Raw genomic sequence first — 17,632 nt, forward strand, 5'->3', positions numbered from 1 at the left:
AGCCATCGGCTCACCTGATGCTGTGCGATTCACGGCGCTGACGTTTCTGGCGAACGTCGGCGACTGGCGCCATAGTCTTGGTTCCCGCGACGTTTCGATCGCGCTACAAGAACGTGAGACTGGCGATGACCAAGACTCTCCACCACCGAGCCTGCCATCTGTGTGAAGCGATTTGCGGCCTGACCATTGAAACGACCGTCGAAAACGATGCTCCGATGCGCATCACCTCGATCAAGGGCGACGCGCTGGACACGTTCAGCCGCGGTCATATCTGTCCCAAAGCCGTGGCCTTGCAGGATATCCAGGATGACCCGAACCGGCTGCGCCAGCCCATGCGCCGCGTTGGGCAGGACTGGCATCCTATCGGCTGGCAGGAGGCGTTCGACCTGGTGGCTGAGCGTCTCGCCGATATACAGCAACGTCATGGCCAGAACGCGGTGGCGGTTTATCAGGGCAATCCTAGCGTGCACAACTATGGGTTGATGACGCATAGCAATTATTTCCTCGGCCTGCTGAAGACCCGGAACCGCTTTTCAGCGACATCGGTGGATCAACTGCCCCATCACCTGACCAGCTACCTGATGTACGGTCACGGGCTGCTGTTGCCGATCGCTGACATCGATCACACCGATTTTATGCTCATTCTCGGCGGCAACCCACTGGCGTCGAACGGGAGCATCATGACGGTGCCGGATGTGGAGAAACGCCTGCGAGCGATTCAAACACGCGGCGGCAAGGTGGTGGTCGTCGATCCGCGGCGAAGTGAAACGGCCGCGATGGCTGATCAGCATTTATTCATCCGGCCGGGTGGCGACGCCGCACTGCTCCTTGGCGTATTGAACACGCTGTTCGTCGAAGGGCTGACACGCGCAACGCACCTTCCGGTCGATGGGCTGGAGGAGGTGAGAGCGGCCATCGCCTCGCTCGATGCCGATGCGATGAGTGTGCGCTGCGGCATCCCTGCCGAGCAGATTCGTCAACTTGCCCGGGATTTTGCGGGGGCGGAGCGGGCGGTATGTTACGGGCGCATGGGCATCTCCACGCAAGCTTACGGCACGCTGTGCCATTGGCTGGTGCAACTGATCAATCTGGTGACGGGAAACCTGGACCGTGTCGGTGGGGCGCTGTGCACCGAACCTGCGCTCGACCTGGTGGCGTCGACCTCGGGCGGCAGCTTCAATCGCTGGCAAAGCCGCGTCTCGAGGCTCCCGGAATACGGTGGCGAGTTGCCGGTCTCGGCGCTGGCCGAAGAAATGCTCACTCCCGGTGAGGGGCAGGTGAGGGCATTGGTGACGGTGGCCGGCAATCCCGTGTTGTCGACCCCCAACGGGCGCCGATTGGACGAGGCGTTGGAAGGGCTGGCGTTCATGGTCAGCGTTGACCTCTATATCAACGAAACCACACGCCATGCCGATCTGATCCTGCCGTCCACGTCTGCGCTGGAGAATGACCACTACGACACCACCTTCAACCTGTTCGCCGTGCGCAACGTTACCCGTTTCAACCGCGCGATACTGGCCAAGCCTGAAGGCGCGTTGCATGACTGGGAAATATTCGTTGGGCTGGCCAAGGCATTCGCTCACAGGACCGGTCGCGAGCTGAAACCGACCCTGCCGCCTGCGCAGATGGTGGATCGCGGTCTGCGGGCAGGCTTATATGGCGAGGCGTCAGGGTTCAAGCTGTCGCTGGACACCCTTAACGACTATCCGCACGGGCTGGACCTGGGGGCTCTGAAACCCAACCTGGCGCCACGCTTGAAGACGGGCAATCAACGGGTGCAGGCGGCGCCCGAGGTGATCCTCGCCGATCTGGTGCGTTTCGCCACCGCTCAGCAGCCACCCGCCGATACGCTGCTTCTCATCGGTCGACGTCATGTACGCAGCAACAATTCCTGGATGCATAACTACCATCGCTTGGTAAAAGGCAAACCCCGTCATCACTTGTTGATGAACCCTGAAGACATGGCTCGTCACGGTTTGACGGACGGTCAGCGGGTACGGGTGGCCTCGCGGGTGGGTGGCATTGAGGTCGAAGTCATGGGCAGCGTCGACATGATGCGCGGAGTGGTCAGCCTGCCGCATGGCTGGGGGCACCGACGCCCCGGGGTGCAGATGGACATCGCCAGGGAGCAGCCCGGCGCGAGTGCGAACGATCTGACGGACGAGCGGCATCTGGACGCGGTCTCGGGAAACGCAGCGCTCAACGGGGTTCCAGTGACGGTGACCGCGGCATGACGCTCATCATATTTATCGGCTCGATTGAGGCCAAGACCGAGCGTGCCGCTGGGTAATCGGTTAGAATGCGGCACCGTGTCGACTCATACAGTCGTAAAGTTCAGCCGAGGTGCTCCATGGATATCATCGAAACGATCAAAGACCAGATTGCCAAAAACACCGTTCTGCTCTACATGAAAGGCGCGCCGAACGCTCCGCAGTGCGGCTTCTCGGCCAAGGCTTCCCAGGCGCTGATGGCGTGTGGCGAAAAATTTGCCTACGTCGATATCCTGCAGAACCCGGAGATCCGCGCCAATCTGCCTAAATACGCCAATTGGCCGACCTTTCCTCAGCTGTGGGTCGATGGTGAGTTGGTGGGCGGCAGTGATATCATCGTTGAAATGCATGCCAATGGTGAATTGCAGCCGTTGATCAAGGCGGCGGTCGAGAAAAACGCGACGGCGTGATTCAAGTGCCCACTAAAAAGCCCCGGTCTCTCGCGAGATTCGGGGCTTTTTCGTATTGAAAGCTTGACTCAGTCTTCTTCGCCCATCTGCGACTGCAGGTAGTTTTCGATGCCGACTTTGTCGATTAGGCCCAACTGGGTTTCAAGCCAGTCGATGTGCTCTTCTTCGGATTCGAGAATGTCTTCGAGCAGTTCGCGGCTGCCGAAATCGCCTACGGTTTCACAGTGTGCGATCGCAGCTTTCAAGTCCGCATGGCCTTTACGCTCGATCTTGAGGTCACACTCCAGCATTTCCCTGGTGTGTTCGCCGATCAGAATCTTGCCCAGGTCTTGCAGGTTCGGCAGGCCTTCCAGAAACAGGATGCGCTTGATCAGTTTGTCAGCGTGCTTCATCTCATCGATGGATTCTTTGTACTCGTGCTTGCCGAGCTTGTTCAGACCCCAATCTTCGTACATGCGGGCGTGCAGGAAGTACTGGTTGATCGCGACCAGCTCGTTTCCGAGGATCTTGTTGAGATGCTGGATGACGGTAATGTCGCCTTTCATGATCGAGGTCCTGTCGAAGATGTTTTATACAGGCCGCAAGTTTGAGCTTCGAACTTTCCGCTGTCAAACCTAAGTTATTGAATAATAAGTGAAAATAAATAGGAATAAGAATGTTTGTGTTCCGCATCTTATCGCTAAGCGATTGAATTCCCGACATAAAAAAACCGGACACTGGGTCCGGTTCTTTGAAATATGTTTTTCAAGCAGCAGAAAATTCTGCGGGATAGGCCAGCGCCGCCTGTGTGGTTTGCAGTTCGGTCAGGGTTTCGCGAACCACTTCCTTCGCAAGGCAGGCACATTTCCCACATTTGGTTGCGACTCCGAGGGTTTCGCGTACTTCACGATAGCTGCAGCATCCTTCCATGATCGCTTCGCGGATTTGTCCGTCGGTGACACCTTGGCAGAGGCAGACATACATAAAAATAGGACCGTCGCAGAGTGATGGGCTTATGTGCAACGGATACTAATGTTAATGAGAATGCTTGTCAAAACTACTCGCTTGAACAGGTAGGGGCGCCCGATCAGTGGTCAATGTGATGAGCGCGGGATTTGGCACCGCGAGGTTTGCGCGCTTTGGCGCAATAAAAAACCGGCCACGAGGACCGGTTCGAGTGGGGTGTCGATCCGCTTCAGTGATCGAAGTCGTGCCAGCCGCCCATTTCTTTCCACCGGTTGACGATACCGCAGAACAGCTCGGCGGTCTTTTCGGTGTCGTAGCGCGCTGAGTGAGCTTCCCGGCCATCGAAGTCGATATCTGCCGACTGGCAGGCTTTCGCCAACACTGTCTGGCCATAAGCCAAGCCGGCGAGGGTGGCCGTGTCGAAGCTGGAGAAGGGGTGGAACGGGTTGCGCTTCATGTCCAGCCGTGCCACTGCTGCGTTCAGGAAGCCCAAGTCAAAACTGGCATTATGGCCCACCAGAATCGCGCGTTTGCAGCCGTTCGCCTTCAACGCCTTGCGTACGCCCCGAAAGATATCGGTCAACGCAGCTTCTTCGCTCACGGCCATTCGCAGCGGGTGATCGAGCTTGATGCCGGTGAATTCCAGGGCCGCCGCTTCGATGTTGGCACCCTCGAATGGCTCGACCCGGAAGAAGTAGGTGTGCTCAGGGAATACGAACCCTTTTTCGTCCATGCCGATGGTGGTCGCGGCGATTTCAAGCAAGGCGTCGGTCGCCGCATTGAAACCGCCGGTCTCCACATCGACGACGACCGGCAGGTAGCCACGAAAGCGCGCTGCCATTGGATGTCGTGCGCCGATGCCGCCGCCAGCGCTGTCCTGATCGTCGTCGTAAAGGTCTTCACTCACGCGTTGTCCTCCAGCAGGCGCCAGCGCAATGTCTCGCCGGCGCGCAGCGGAATCACCGACAGCTCACCGAAGGGAAGGCTGGTCGGGGCAGTCCATTCGTCACGCACCAGCGTGATGGTGTCGGTATTGGCAGGCAAGCCGTAAAACGCTGGCCCGTTAAGGCTGGCGAAACCTTCCAGCTTGTCCAGCGCATTGCGCTGTTCAAAGGCTTCGGCGTACAGCTCGATGGCAGCATAAGCGGTGTAGCAACCGGCGCAGCCGCATGCAGCTTCCTTGGCGTGCTGAGCATGGGGTGCAGAATCGGTGCCCAGGAAGAACTTGGGGCTGCCGCTGGTCGCTGCGTCCAACAAGGCCACTTGATGCGTGTTGCGCTTGAGGATTGGCAGGCAATAGAAGTGCGGACGAATGCCCCCCACCAACATATGGTTGCGGTTATACAAAAGGTGATGCGCGGTGATGGTGGCGCCGACGTTGGCCGACGCCTCATTGACGAACTGCACCGCGTCGCCAGTGGTGATGTGTTCGAAGACCACCTTTAACGTCGGGAAACGTTCGACGACACGGCGCATGTGCTCATCGATGAAGATCTTCTCGCGGTCGAACACGTCGATGTCACCGCGGGTCACCTCGCCGTGGATCAGCAGGGGCATGCCGACTTCGGCCATTGCCTCCAGCACCGGGAAGATCTTGTCGACACTGGTCACGCCTGAATCGGAGTTGGTGGTGGCTCCGGCCGGGTACAGCTTGGCAGCGTAGACAAAGCCACTGGCCTTGGCGGCGCGGATGTCGTCAGGCTGGGTCAGGTCGGTGAGGTAGAGCACCATCAGCGGCTCGAAACGGCTGCCGTGCGGGCGGGCAGCCAGAATGCGCTGGCGATAGGCCTGCGCCTGGTCCGCCGTACGAACGGGAGGAACGAGGTTTGGCATGATGATGGCGCGGCCAAAGGTGCGCGCCACGTCAGCGACGGTATGGGGCAAAACGGCGCCATCACGAAGATGGATATGCCAGTCGTCGGGGCGCAGGAGGGTCAGGCGGTCGGACATGGGGGAATTCCAGGCGGGCAAACTCGCGGGGAATGCTACCGGAAAAGACTCGTCCAGGCACCCGCTATCAAGTTTTGTAGGAACTTACCGATAGACACGTGTAAGCGATAAATTTGTTTCGCGTGAAATTTTCCAGTGGAGCCTCCCGTGCGCCAGCGATATCTAGCCCTGCTCAGCGTGTTTGCCAGCCTTCCGGCCATGGCTCTCACTTTCCAGACCCGTCTGGAGAATATCGAGTGGAAGGTAGAAGGCGATCAGTTCGAGTGCCGTCTGAGCCAGCCGATCGCCGATTTCGGTGCGGGTGAGTTCGTGCGTCGCGCAGGCGAGCAAGCGACGTTCCGGCTCAAGGCGACCGGCTACAGCCTGGCGTCGGGTTCCGCGACCCTCATTGCTGCAGCCGCCCCTTGGCAACCGGGGCGCGGGGATCTCAATCTGGGGGCAGTAAAAATCAGCGGCGGCGACATTCCGTTCAACACCAGCCAGGCCCAGGCGGGGCGCTTGATTGCAGGCTTGATGGATGGGCGTACGCCCGTAATCCGCCATGCGCTGCGCGAGGGTGGGGCAATGGAAGTCCGTCTGTTGCCGGTCAGGTTCAGCAAGGCTTACTCGGATTTCCAAGTGTGCACCGCCAAGTTGCTACCCATGAACTTCGACCAGGTGCGCCAGACCGAAGTCGGCTTCCCAGGTGGTGGTATCGACCTGGATGCTTCGGCCAAGCGCCGTCTCGACACCGTCTTGGCCTACATGAAGGCCGATCCTACGGTCAACCGGGTGGAACTGGATGGGCATTCCGATAACAGTGGCAACCGGCTGACCAACCGTGACCTTTCCCGTCGTCGTGCCCTGGCGGTCATGGACTACCTCAAGGCCCAGGGCGTTCCTGAAGAGCAGATCATCGTCCGGTTCCATGGCGAGCAATATCCGTTGGTGCCTAATACCAATAACACCAACCGCGCGCGCAACCGGCGAGTCAACATTCATCTGGACCGCGTCGCCGAGCAGAAACCATTCGTTCCGCCCGTCACCGCACCTGCCCCGGCGACGACGCCAGCCCCCGCAGCGCCAGCGGCACCTGCTACGGCAGCTGGCGCAGCGAGCGCCAAGGTTTCCTGACCCGATCACGCCGTGGAGCGACAGCGTCTGTCGCTTCGTCGTCACAAGCTGTCGCGACACTGTAAATCCAAGCGTATGAGCGGTAGAATCACCGGTTTTCCGTACAACGCGTTGGAGTGATGGCATGGCGGACGTTAACAAGGTAGTTCTCGCGTATTCCGGTGGCCTGGATACTTCGGTAATCCTCAAATGGCTGCAGGATACGTACAACTGCGAAGTGGTGACTTTTACCGCTGACCTGGGTCAGGGGGAAGAGGTCGAACCCGCACGCGCCAAGGCGCAAGCCATGGGCGTGAAAGAAATCTACATTGACGATCTGCGCGAAGAGTTCGTGCGTGATTTCGTGTACCCGATGTTCCGCGCCAACACCGTCTATGAAGGTGAGTACCTGTTGGGTACTTCCATCGCTCGTCCGCTGATTGCCAAGCGTCTGATCGAAATCGCCAACGAAACCGGCGCCGACGCGATTTCCCACGGCGCGACGGGCAAAGGCAACGACCAGGTCCGTTTCGAGCTGGGCGCCTACGCGCTCAAACCCGGCGTGAAAGTCATTGCGCCATGGCGTGAATGGGACTTGTTATCCCGTGAGAAACTCATGGACTATGCCGAAAAGCACGGCATCCCAATCGAGCGTCACGGCAAGAAGAAGTCCCCGTATTCCATGGACGCCAACCTGCTGCACATTTCCTATGAAGGTGGCGTGCTGGAAGACACCTGGACTGAGCATGAAGAGGACATGTGGCGCTGGACCAAGTCTCCGGAAACCGCCCCGAACACCCCTACATACATCGAGCTGACCTACCGCAACGGCGATATCGTCGCCATCGACGGCGTGGAGATGACTCCGGCCACTGTCTTGGCCACGCTCAACCGCATCGGCGGCGAGAACGGCATCGGCCGGCTGGACATCGTTGAGAACCGCTATGTCGGCATGAAGTCCCGCGGATGCTACGAGACCCCTGGCGGCACCATCATGCTGAAGGCACATCGGGCCATTGAGTCGATTACTCTGGACCGCGAAGTCGCTCACTTGAAAGACGAGCTGATGCCCAAATACGCCAGCCTGATCTACACCGGCTACTGGTGGAGCCCTGAGCGTCTAATGCTGCAGCAAATGATCGACGCGTCTCAGGTTCATGTGAACGGCGTCGTGCGTCTGAAGTTGTACAAGGGCAATGTGATCGTGACAGGTCGCAAGTCGGATGAGTCCCTGTTCGACGCCAACATCGCTACTTTCGAAGAGGACGGTGGCGCGTACAACCAGGCCGACGCTGCAGGTTTCATCAAGCTCAATGCGCTGCGCATGCGCATCGCCGCGAACAAAAATCGCAAGCTGTTCTGATCGTCACACGTCTGCCGGGGTGCAGCCCTTCACCGGGTTGCACCCACTCCCCGACATCACCTTCGCTTACGCTGACGCCAGGCTTAACGGCTGCGATTCGTGCTTGGAGTCTATGTGTTCCGCCCCTCGCGATCATCTTCCTGGGTGGGTGACGCTGCTTCAATGTCACCTGTGTCTGACGCCGTGGCACTGCTGAGCTCGAAGCGGTAGGCCTTGCCAATGTTCCACACGTCGCGCACGCCAATGTCCAGAAGTTGCGCGATTTCCTGCACGGTGTAACCCAGCGTCGAGTAATGCATCGCGTGCCCGGCGGTCACATCGTCGATGGTGACAGGGTCTCGGCTGCGTGGAAGTCTGGCGCCCCGCACCGGCCGACTGTGATGAATCTTGACGCCGTTCTCGCTGGCCAACCGTTTGATATCCTTTCGATTCATCCGCAGCGAATATTGGAGTGCCGTGACGCCAGCGCCTTTGGCGACGAGGCCTTTCAATTGTTCGAGTCGTGCATCTGGCTGCGCGGTCGTGCTGATTTGTGAGGTAGTCTCCTTGGGGTCTTTACTGGCATGCCGGGTTTCTCCCTCTGGCACAATGTTGATGACGCCTCCTTGCGCGACCTAGGCTTCTATTGCCTCTGCCAATTCAAGGGGGCGGTTGGCCTCTACTGAAGTTAAATAGATTTTCTGAGTCATTGAAGGGTTCCTTCGAGCAGGATGCTACGGTCAATTCGATGCCGTAAAAGTCTGTGATCGAATAAGTCGTCAAACGGCATTGGAGCAGGTTGGCGCAGTGGAATGTCGCTCGCTAACTCGATAATGGCATTGAAGATAAGTGCATGCGCGTTAACGCGGTGGTAGTAGTTACTTTTCGCCAAGTTTTCCCGGTTGTGCAATGCGTTTTGAATAAAAAAGTAACGACTGGTCTTGGGTTTGGCAAGTAAAAAAATACGTTTTCCCTGGCATTGGTAAGTTGTAATGGCGAACGCGTGCGCGTTGAAGAGTTTGGTCTGTTAGTTATGTAGTATTTTTCTTATTTATGGAAGTGTCAGTGGCGATGTAGGAAGATATGGTATTACGTAGACGCCGGGGCGCCTGGCGATTGCTTATCGGGACACTATTAAGTTCATTTAATTCTTTATGGTCAGAAGGGGTCCGCTGGTGGGGGGCAGATTCGAGCCGGCTTGGAGCGCCGTGCAGGTCTGTCTCGACGTAGGACGGGGCTTTCAACAAGGTCCGAAAATTTTGTAGGAAGGTTCTTTGAATAAATATGTATTGAAAATATATTTTTTGAGTGTGTATTTTTCAGCGCGATGCTATCAAGACGTTGCGGGTTGTAATTGGCAATATTTTATGATTGAACATGTGTGGCATGTTCGGGATATCGGCTTATCCTGAGCGTCAATGTGTGGAGCAGGAGTAACAATCAATCCATGGCCCAAGACTGTGCTGAGATGAGAACCGCTTCATCTGTCGGTAATGAACGCTTTCTCTGTGTCGGTTTTCACACTCTGGAATAAATGGTCATCCAAAAATTGAACACGGTCAGGATTTTCGTGGAGCATGGCGCAGCGGGCGGACTTCAGAATCGCACCACTTGCGTACGGGCGTTCGTAAATGTTTCTTTCAAATGATAGGAGGGAATTAAGTGACAGACGACAGCAGGCGATTCGATCGAAATGAAGATGAGTGAGTCTAGTTTTGTAGGACCTTTCTGTTGCTTGAGTAGGAAACGTCTTTGCCTGCTAGTCCAAAGGGAGGAGTCCCATGCAAAGCAGTAAACGACTAAGCTATTGTGCGGGCTCCAGAATATCGAACTGCAAAAAAATGGACTGCACATGAATAAAGTGTTGATCGTGGACGATCACCCCGTCATTCGGCTCGCCGTGCGCATGCTGATGGAGCGGCATGGCTACGAAGTCATCGCGGAAACGGACAATGGCGTGGATGCGCTGCAACTGGCCAGGGAGCATTTGCCTGATATCGTCATCTTGGACATCGGCATACCGAAACTGGACGGCCTCGAGGTTATCGCGCGGCTGACAGCCATGACGCTGCCTTTCAAGGTCCTGATCCTGACGTCGCAGTCCCCCGGGCATTTTTCGATGCGGTGCATGCAGGCCGGAGCAGCGGGGTATGTCTGCAAGCAGCAGGATCTGACCGAGCTGCTAAGTGCCATCAAGGCAGTCTTGTCGGGGTACAGCTATTTTCCCAATCAGGCGCTGCACACGGTACGTTCGAGCCTGGGCAACGCCAGCGAGGCCGAGATGGTCGACCGACTTTCAGGCAGGGAGATGATGGTGCTCCAGCAATTGGCCAGAGGTAAAACCAACAAGGAGATTGCTGATGGCATGTTTCTGAGCAATAAGACCGTCAGCACCTACAAGACTCGCCTGCTGCTCAAGCTGAATGCGCATTCGCTGGTTGATCTTATCGAGCTTGCCCAACGAAACGGGCTGGTCTAACCCGGCGCAGGGCGCGCTCGTGAGCGGGAACGGAGTGAGGGCGATTCAAGCGCATCGACGGCGCTCTGCCAGAAGGAAAAAGCCTCTCGGCCTGAGAGGCTTTGAGCATCAGGCTCGTCAGAAATCGAAATCGTAGTCCGCGAGCTGTTTCTGCAAACGCCGTTCTTCCAGAAGATTATCGATGGTGCGACGTTTACTGAGATTGGTTTTGGCGGCTTCCACAGGTACCTGAACGACTTCGTCGGCGTCTTCTGCCACGAAGTCGTCATCTACATCCATCTGCTCTTTGTCAGTGCTCATGAAAGTTGACTCCAGCTTAGACTGTCATTGGCGCACCTTATAGCGACAAATACGAAGCGGGTAAAAAAGATTTTTTCAATCGATTATCCTACGAAGCGCCTATTGCTCAATCGTCTGAAGTCTTCTGCTTGAATTCACACAAATCCTCGATCCGGCAGCTGCCGCAGCGCGGCTTTCGCGCTATGCAGACATAGCGGCCATGCAGGATCAGCCAATGATGAGCGTCGAGAAGATAGTCTTTCGGTACGAACTTCATCAATTTGTTTTCGACTTCCACAACGTTTTTACCCGGCGCGATGCCAGTCCGATTGCTGACGCGGAAGATATGGGTGTCGACGGCCATCGCCAGTTGGCGGAAAGCGGTGTTGAGCACGACATTGGCCGTCTTGCGGCCTACGCCCGGCAGCGCTTCGAGCGCTTCACGCGTTTGCGGGACTTCGCCGCCGTGGAGCTCGATCAGAAGGCGGCAGGTCTCGATGACGTTTTTCGCTTTACTGTTATAGAGACCGATGGTCTTGATGTACTCCGAAAGACCTTCGACACCGAGTGCGTAGATGGCTGCTGGGGTGTTCGCTACTGGATACAAACGCGCGGTGGCCTTGTTGACGCTCACATCAGTGGCTTGTGCGGAAAGAATCACCGCAATCAGCAATTCGAACGGAGAGCTGTACGACAACTCGGTTTTTGGGTCCGGATTGTCTTCATGGAGGCGGCGAAAGATTTCCAGGCGTTTTGCTGCGTTCATGGCGTGAAGGGTCCCAGGCAAATCAGTGGCATCGTTAAGGTCTCATTGAGCGCAGGTTCTACGTCGACATGGCTTCCAATGCGTGGAGCGCTTGCTCTGCGTCCGACACCTCACTGTTCAGTGCTGCCAGCTGTTCTGCCGGCGCAGCGTTGGTTTGGGCCTTCTTGAGCGCAGCGCGTCGCGTCGCCAACTGGATCTTCGCCCGATTGATTGCCGCTTTGTCTGGCTGCCCTGCGCTCGATGCGCTAACTGGTGGCGGAGAAGGGGGATTATCTGGAGTGATCTCACTCAGCAGTAATGCGAGTGCTCGCTCTGCCTCTTCGAACTGCCGTTGCAACGTCACCAGTTGAGCAGCTTGTTCGGCGGTGGGCGGGTGCCCAAATGCCTTCAGTGATCTGTTCAATTGGGCGCGGCTCATGTTGACGTCGACGCGGGCCTGCTTCAATGCTGCGTCGTCCGCAGCGTTGTGCACGCGCACCCGTCCCAACGCGGCTTGCACCGGATCGCTGGTGTTCGCGCTGGTCTTTGAAGCCTGTTGGCGCGCCAGCCGCTCGGACTGCCGCTGTAGCTCTTCGCGGTGTAGCCGCACGTTACGCGCTTCGAAGCGCTGGCGCGCCTGTCCCCGTCTGGCCGCTCTTGCAACGCGTTGGGCGTCGTCGAATGCCAGCCCGCCGACAATCGGTATGAGTGTGGGTGATGACAGGGGCAGCATGTCGATGCAGTCGACCGGGCAGGGCGCGACGCACAAGTCGCACCCGGTGCACTCCGAGGCGATGACGGTATGCATCCACTTAGCGGCACCCACGATAGCGTCAACGGGGCAGGCCTGGATGCATTTGGTGCAGCCGATGCACTCCTCCTCGCGAATGAACGCGACCTGTGACGGAGCGTGACCGCGTTCTGTGTCAAGGGGGAGGGCAGGCACATTGAGCAGGTCCGCCAACGCGGCGATAGTTTCGTCGCCGCCCGGGGGGCACTTGTTGATGGCTTCGCCGCTGGCGATTCCTTCCGCGTAAGGCTTGCAGCCGGGGTGGCCACATTTGCCACACTGGGTCTGTGGCAACAGGGCGTCGATACGCTGAATCAGGTTCATGCTTGGTCAGGCCGACGCTTTCGAGACGTCGGCCCCTCATGCTTATTTAATGCGTTGACCGGGTTTGGCGCCGCTGTCGGGGCTCAGCAGGTAAATGTCTTCACCGCCAGGGCCCGCTGCCATCACCATGCCTTCGGAGACCCCGAAACGCATTTTTCGCGGTTTGAGGTTCGCGACCATCATGGTCAGACGCCCTTCCAGTTCGGCGGGGTTCGGGTAAGCACTCTTGATCCCGGAGAACACATTGCGTTTCTCGTCGCCGATGTCGAGGGTCAGGCGAAGCAGCTTGTCCGCACCTTCGACATGCTCGGCCTTTTCTATAAGAGCGACCCGCAGGTCCACTGCGGCGAACGTATCGAATTCGATTTCCGGAGACAGCGGGTCCTTGGTCAGTTCGCCATTGCCTTCTGCGGGGCCGGTGTCGGTCGCGCTCACTGTGAGGTCTTCTTTGGAGGCACGGGTCATGGCTTCCACTTTGGCCGGGTCGATGCGGGTCATCAGCGCCTGGAATGGCTTGAGTGGGTGCTCGCTGAGCAGCGTCATGTGGTCGTCCCAGGTCAAGGGAGCGACGTTGAGGAACTGCTCGGCATCGGCGGCCAGGTTAGGCAAGACCGGCTTGAGGAAGATAACCAGTTGACGGAACAGGTTCACACCCAGTGCGCAGATCGCCTGGACTTCGTCCTGCTTGCCTTCCTGCTTGGCCAGCGACCAAGGCGCCTTGTCGGCGATCCAGGCGTTGGCGCGATCGGCCAGGGCCATGATTTCACGCATGGCACGGGCAAAGTCGCGGGCCTCGTAGGCTTCTGCGATGCTCGGCGCAGCGGCTCGGAATGCATCGGTCAATTCAGGTGCGGCGTTGCCGGCCGCCAACACGCCAGCGTTGCCTTTATGAATGAAGCCCGCGCAGCGGCTGGCAATGTTGACCACCTTGCCAATCAGGTCGGAGTTGACCTTCTGCACGAAGTCTTCGAGGTTGAGGTCCAGGTCATCGACGCCACGGCCCAACTTGGCCGCGTAGTAGTAACGCAGGTACTCCGGGGACAGATGTTCCAGGTACGTCCGCGCCTTGATGAAAGTGCCGCGGGATTTCGACATTTTCTGGCCGTTGACGGTGAGGTAGCCGTGAACGTTGATGCCGCTGGGCTTGCGGAAACCCGCGCCCTCGAGCATGGCAGGCCAGAACAGGGCGTGGAAGTTGACGATGTCCTTGCCGATGAAGTGGTAGAGCTCGGCGGTCGAGTCTTTCTTCCAGAAGGTGTCGAAGTCCAGAGCCGGCGTTCGGTCGCACAGGTTCTTGAAGCTGGCCATGTAACCGATGGGCGCATCCAGCCAGACGTAGAAGTACTTGCCCGGCTCATCGGGAATCTCGAACCCGAAATAGGGTGCATCGCGAGAAATGTCCCATTGCTGCAGGCCAGCATCCAGCCATTCGGCAAGTTTGTTGGCCACTGCATCCTGAAGTGTGCCGCTGCGTGTCCATTCTTTGAGCATGGCGTCGAAGGCGGGCAGGTCGAAGAAGAAATGCTTCGAATCCTTGAGCACGGGCGTGGCGCCGGAAATTGCCGATTTCGGGTCTTTCAGGTCGGTGGGCGCGTAGGTGGCCCCGCACTTTTCACAGTTGTCGCCGTACTGGTCCTCGGTGCCGCATTTCGGGCAGGTGCCTTTGATGAAGCGGTCGGCCAGGAACATTTTCTTTTCCGGGTCGAAATACTGGGTGACCGAACGCGTAGAGATGTGCCCGGCGTCACGCAGACGGGTGTAGATCAGGCTCGACAGCTCACGGTTCTCTTCGGCGTGAGTGGAGTGGAAATTGTCGAAATTCACCAGAAAGTCGGCAAAGTCCGCGCTGTGTTCGGCCTGCACATTGGCGATCAGTTGTTCCGGTGTGATGCCTTCTTTCTCGGCACGCAGCATGATGGCCGAGCCATGGGCGTCGTCGGCGCACACATAGATGCACTGGTTGCCGCGGTGCTTCTGGAAACGCACCCACATGTCGGTCTGGATGTACTCGAGCATGTGGCCAAGGTGAATGGAACCATTGGCATAGGGCAGGGCGCTGGTGACGAGAATCTTGCGTGGCTCGGACATGGGGCTCGGCTACTTGAAGTTTGAAGTGAAACGGAGGTCGGCCACTATAAAGCGCCGGGCTTTTTTTTTCATCCCGCAGATAGGGTATGTGCGGCGTTTCACGGTGTCGGATTGGGTTACGGTTTGCGTAGGAGCACGGTTGCCCGCGATGGCGGTGTGCCAGATCGCATCGATGAGCCGGATCAATGTCCTCCGCGGCCGAGCGCGCTCCCACACGCGTGATCTGCAAAACCCCGCCCCGCTATCCGGCAGACGCGGTAGGATAGCCGCCTGTTTTGCTCAGTCTTTTTCGGGAGTGACCCATGAGCGCTGTCAACCGCGCGACGGTGGAGGCTGTTCTTCGCCAGTACACCGATCCTTATTTGAACCAAGACCCGGTCAGCGCCGGCTGCGTGCAGGCCATCGACATTGATGGCGGGCGCGTCACCGTGCAGCTGGAACTGGGGTATGCCGCCGACCTGTTCAAGAACGGCTGGGCGCAGATGCTGCAAATGGCGATTGAGGGCCTGGACGGCGTTACGGCGGCGAGCGTTCGCGTCAGTACGCACATCACCGCGCACAAGGCTCAGGGGCAGATTCCGGGCCTGGCCAATGTTAAGAACATCATTGCCGTGGCCTCTGGCAAGGGGGGGGTGGGCAAATCCACCACGGCTGCGAACCTGGCGCTGGCCTTGTCTCGAGAGGGGGCGCGGGTCGGCATTCTCGATGCTGATATCTATGGCCCGAGTCAGGGCGTCATGTTCGGCATTCCCGAGGGGACTCGGCCTAAAGTCAAGGAACAGAAATGGTTCGTGCCGATCGAGGCTCATGGTGTCGAAGTGATGTCGATGGCCTTTCTGACCGACGACAACACGCCCATGGTCTGGCGCGGGCCGATGGTGTCCGGGGCGTTGTTGCAACTGATTACTCAGACCGCCTGGAATGATCTGGATTATTTGGTTATCGATATGCCGCCGGGGACGGGTGATATTCAGTTGACCTTGGCGCAGAAGGTGCCGGTGGCCGGGTCGGTCATCGTCACCACGCCTCAGGATCTGGCCTTGCTGGACGCCAAGAAAGGCGTCGAAATGTTCCGCAAGGTCAACATCCCGGTGTTGGGCGTCGTGGAAAACATGGCGGTGCATATTTGCTCGAACTGCGGCCATGCCGAGCATCTTTTTGGCGAGGGCGGTGGTGAGAAGCTGGCGTCTCAATACGGTGTCGAACTGCTGGCGTCTTTGCCTTTGTCGATGTTGATCCGTGAGCAGGCCGATGGGGGCAAGCCGACCGCCATTGCAGAACCTGAAAGCCAGATTGCCATGATTTACCAGGAACTCGCGCGCCATGTGGGGGCCAGGATCGTGCTGCAGGCGGCCGCAACCCCTGCAATGCCGAACATTTCGATCAGCGACGACTGATCATTCTGCGAGGCTGGCGGGTATTGCGCGCCGGGGGCGAAGCTTGACCGCTCGCCCCCCCAGGAAGCGGGCTCGCGGCAATAGGTTCACGGCGCGTCAGGCGTCTGCCCAGGAAAATCGACAGGCATAAAAAAACCCCGCTTTTCAGGGCGGGGTCTTTCAAGCGATTCAGCGCAAGTTAGATAACTTGAACTTCTTCAGCTTGCATGCCTTTCTGGCCGCGGGTAGCGACGAAAGAAACCTGTTGGCCTTCTTTCAGGGTTTTGAAGCCGTCAGCCTGGATGGCTTTGAAGTGTACGAACAGGTCGTCACCGGATTGTGGAGTGATGAAGCCGAAGCCTTTCTCATCGTTGAACCACTTGACGGTACCGGTTTGGCGATTGGACATGGTGTATCTCCTTGGACAAAGTTAACTGCGGCTAGGGAAAAGCCCTGACCGAGACTGAGTGCAAAGAGCAGGAAAATTCATGGAGATGGTTGGATCGAAATTCAACATCGTGTAGAGATTCTCAGTGACACAAGCAACACAGTGGCGTCACCTTAACCCTTTTTCCAGAGTGTGCCAATGGTTCGGCCACGTTTATTTCGGTGGATGACAAACGGTTTGCGCGCCCCGTCGTGCGCAGTCTTTGAACCGGGCGCTCATGCCCGGTAAGATGCCGGACATCTTTTTCACCTCGCTATTCAGGACACCGCCATGAGCATCAAATCGGACAAGTGGATTCGCCGCATGGCGCAAGAGCACGGCATGATCGAGCCGTTCGTGGAGCGCCAGATGCGCGGTGAAGGTGCCGATCGTCTGATTTCCTTCGGGGTGTCCAGCTACGGCTACGATGTGCGCTGCGCCGATGAATTCAAGGTGTTCACCAACATCAATTCGGCCACCGTCGATCCGAAGAATTTCGACGCCGGCAGCTTCGTCGACATCAAGAGCGACGTATGCATCATCCCGCCCAACTCGTTCGCGCTGGCCCGCACCGTCGAATATTTCCGCATCCCGCGCAATGTGCTGACCATCTGCTTGGGCAAGAGCACTTACGCCCGCTGCGGCATCATCGTCAACGTGACGCCTCTGGAACCGGAGTGGGAAGGCCACGTGACGCTGGAGTTCTCCAACACCACCACGCTGCCTGCGAAGATTTACGCCAATGAAGGCGTTGCGCAGATGCTTTTCCTCGAGTCCGACGAAGAATGTGAAGTGTCCTACAAAGACCGCGGTGGCAAGTACCAGGGCCAGCGTGGCGTTACGCTGCCTCGCGCTTAAGTGCACCGTTGGTCATTTCCAAACTGAATTAGTCGCGAAATGCGCACTCTATGTATTGAACTGTTCTCATCCGCACCATGCGGATGGGACCAACGCTCAGGAGTGCCCTATGAAGAGACAAGTGAAGACCAGCAGCGGTATTGGCGACCCCGGAGGTAATCAGGTCGGGCTGCTGGCATGGTCGCTGTTAGCGCATCCGCATTTGGTCAACATGGTCGCCGGAGGCATCCCTGGCCAGCCTACCCCCGACACTCCCA

Annotated in this window: 17 protein-coding genes; 7 read left to right on the forward strand and 10 right to left on the reverse strand. The window is 57.9% G+C overall.

The window, feature by feature from the left end:
- The first annotated feature begins 125 nt into the window (after nucleotides 1-125).
- The gene (locus DBP26_RS20695; RefSeq protein ID WP_108239384.1) at nucleotides 126-2,234 is read left to right on the forward strand and encodes a molybdopterin oxidoreductase family protein; all 2,109 of its coding nucleotides are present in this window, start codon (nucleotides 126-128) and stop codon (nucleotides 2,232-2,234) included.
- A 116-nt stretch (nucleotides 2,235-2,350) separates the two neighbouring features.
- Nucleotides 2,351-2,680 carry a Grx4 family monothiol glutaredoxin gene (gene grxD / locus DBP26_RS20700; RefSeq protein WP_108239385.1) on the forward strand — a complete coding sequence of 110 codons (330 nt, stop codon included), beginning with the start codon at nucleotides 2,351-2,353 and terminating at the stop codon, nucleotides 2,678-2,680.
- A gap of 68 nt (nucleotides 2,681-2,748) precedes the next feature.
- Here grxD and bfr read toward each other — a convergent pair whose 3' ends face one another.
- From bfr to pyrC, 4 genes are all read right to left on the reverse strand, one after another.
- Nucleotides 2,749-3,225 carry a bacterioferritin gene (gene bfr / locus DBP26_RS20705; RefSeq protein ID WP_108239386.1) on the reverse strand — a complete coding sequence of 159 codons (477 nt, stop codon included), beginning with the start codon at nucleotides 3,223-3,225 and terminating at the stop codon, nucleotides 2,749-2,751.
- Nucleotides 3,226-3,424: 199 nt separating this feature from the next.
- Nucleotides 3,425-3,643 (reverse strand): bacterioferritin-associated ferredoxin, encoded by a 219-nt coding sequence (locus DBP26_RS20710; protein WP_108239387.1) that lies wholly within the window; start codon nucleotides 3,641-3,643, stop codon nucleotides 3,425-3,427.
- Nucleotides 3,644-3,854: 211 nt separating this feature from the next.
- The gene (rnt, locus tag DBP26_RS20715) at nucleotides 3,855-4,532 is read right to left on the reverse strand and encodes a ribonuclease T (protein WP_108239388.1); all 678 of its coding nucleotides are present in this window, start codon (nucleotides 4,530-4,532) and stop codon (nucleotides 3,855-3,857) included.
- A complete protein-coding gene (gene pyrC, locus DBP26_RS20720; RefSeq protein WP_108239389.1) occupies nucleotides 4,529-5,575 on the reverse strand; it encodes a dihydroorotase in 1,047 nt (348 codons plus the stop codon). Before pyrC ends, rnt begins: the two co-directional genes overlap by 4 nt.
- A 147-nt stretch (nucleotides 5,576-5,722) precedes the next feature.
- Here pyrC and DBP26_RS20725 point away from each other — a divergent pair, with 147 nt between their 5' ends.
- Nucleotides 5,723-6,688, forward strand: coding sequence for an OmpA family protein (locus tag DBP26_RS20725; protein ID WP_108239390.1), 966 nt, complete (start codon nucleotides 5,723-5,725; stop codon nucleotides 6,686-6,688).
- Between the two features lie 124 nt (nucleotides 6,689-6,812).
- A complete protein-coding gene (locus DBP26_RS20730; protein ID WP_108239391.1) occupies nucleotides 6,813-8,030 on the forward strand; it encodes an argininosuccinate synthase in 1,218 nt (405 codons plus the stop codon).
- Nucleotides 8,031-8,140: 110 nt separating this feature from the next.
- Here DBP26_RS20730 and DBP26_RS20735 read toward each other — a convergent pair whose 3' ends face one another.
- Nucleotides 8,141-8,521 (reverse strand): hypothetical protein, encoded by a 381-nt coding sequence (locus DBP26_RS20735; protein ID WP_349254555.1) that lies wholly within the window; start codon nucleotides 8,519-8,521, stop codon nucleotides 8,141-8,143.
- 1,340 nt (nucleotides 8,522-9,861) lie between these two features.
- Here DBP26_RS20735 and DBP26_RS20740 point away from each other — a divergent pair.
- Complete coding sequence (locus DBP26_RS20740) at nucleotides 9,862-10,488, forward strand: response regulator transcription factor (protein ID WP_108239392.1); 627 nt, start codon at nucleotides 9,862-9,864, stop codon at nucleotides 10,486-10,488.
- Nucleotides 10,489-10,605: 117 nt separating this feature from the next.
- Here the strand turns inward: DBP26_RS20740 and DBP26_RS20745 are convergent, their stop codons facing one another.
- From DBP26_RS20745 to metG, 4 genes are all read right to left on the reverse strand, one after another.
- Nucleotides 10,606-10,788, reverse strand: coding sequence for a hypothetical protein (locus DBP26_RS20745; RefSeq protein WP_108239393.1), 183 nt, complete (start codon nucleotides 10,786-10,788; stop codon nucleotides 10,606-10,608).
- A gap of 106 nt (nucleotides 10,789-10,894) precedes the next feature.
- Nucleotides 10,895-11,533: an endonuclease III gene (nth, locus tag DBP26_RS20750; protein ID WP_108239394.1), complete on the reverse strand. Its 639-nt coding sequence runs from the start codon at nucleotides 11,531-11,533 to the stop codon at nucleotides 10,895-10,897.
- Nucleotides 11,534-11,591: 58 nt separating this feature from the next.
- The gene (gene rsxB / locus DBP26_RS20755) at nucleotides 11,592-12,626 is read right to left on the reverse strand and encodes an electron transport complex subunit RsxB (RefSeq protein ID WP_108239395.1); all 1,035 of its coding nucleotides are present in this window, start codon (nucleotides 12,624-12,626) and stop codon (nucleotides 11,592-11,594) included.
- A gap of 42 nt (nucleotides 12,627-12,668) precedes the next feature.
- A complete protein-coding gene (metG, locus tag DBP26_RS20760; protein ID WP_108239396.1) occupies nucleotides 12,669-14,714 on the reverse strand; it encodes a methionine--tRNA ligase in 2,046 nt (681 codons plus the stop codon).
- A 302-nt stretch (nucleotides 14,715-15,016) separates the two neighbouring features.
- Between metG and apbC the strand changes: the two genes are divergently transcribed.
- Nucleotides 15,017-16,111, forward strand: a complete 1,095-nt coding sequence (gene apbC / locus DBP26_RS20765; RefSeq protein ID WP_108239397.1) for an iron-sulfur cluster carrier protein ApbC — start codon at nucleotides 15,017-15,019, stop codon at nucleotides 16,109-16,111.
- 178 nt (nucleotides 16,112-16,289) lie between these two features.
- Here the strand turns inward: apbC and DBP26_RS20770 are convergent, their stop codons facing one another.
- Entirely contained in the window at nucleotides 16,290-16,499 is a 210-nt protein-coding gene (locus DBP26_RS20770) for a cold-shock protein (RefSeq protein ID WP_010445013.1), read from the reverse strand.
- A gap of 309 nt (nucleotides 16,500-16,808) precedes the next feature.
- On the opposite strand from DBP26_RS20770, the gene dcd reads away from it, so the two are divergent.
- Nucleotides 16,809-17,375: a dCTP deaminase gene (dcd, locus tag DBP26_RS20775; RefSeq protein ID WP_065760448.1), complete on the forward strand. Its 567-nt coding sequence runs from the start codon at nucleotides 16,809-16,811 to the stop codon at nucleotides 17,373-17,375.
- The last annotated feature ends 257 nt before the right edge of the window (nucleotides 17,376-17,632 follow it).

Source organism: Pseudomonas sp. RIT409, from assembly GCF_003052515.2.
Taxonomy (GTDB): domain Bacteria; phylum Pseudomonadota; class Gammaproteobacteria; order Pseudomonadales; family Pseudomonadaceae; genus Aquipseudomonas.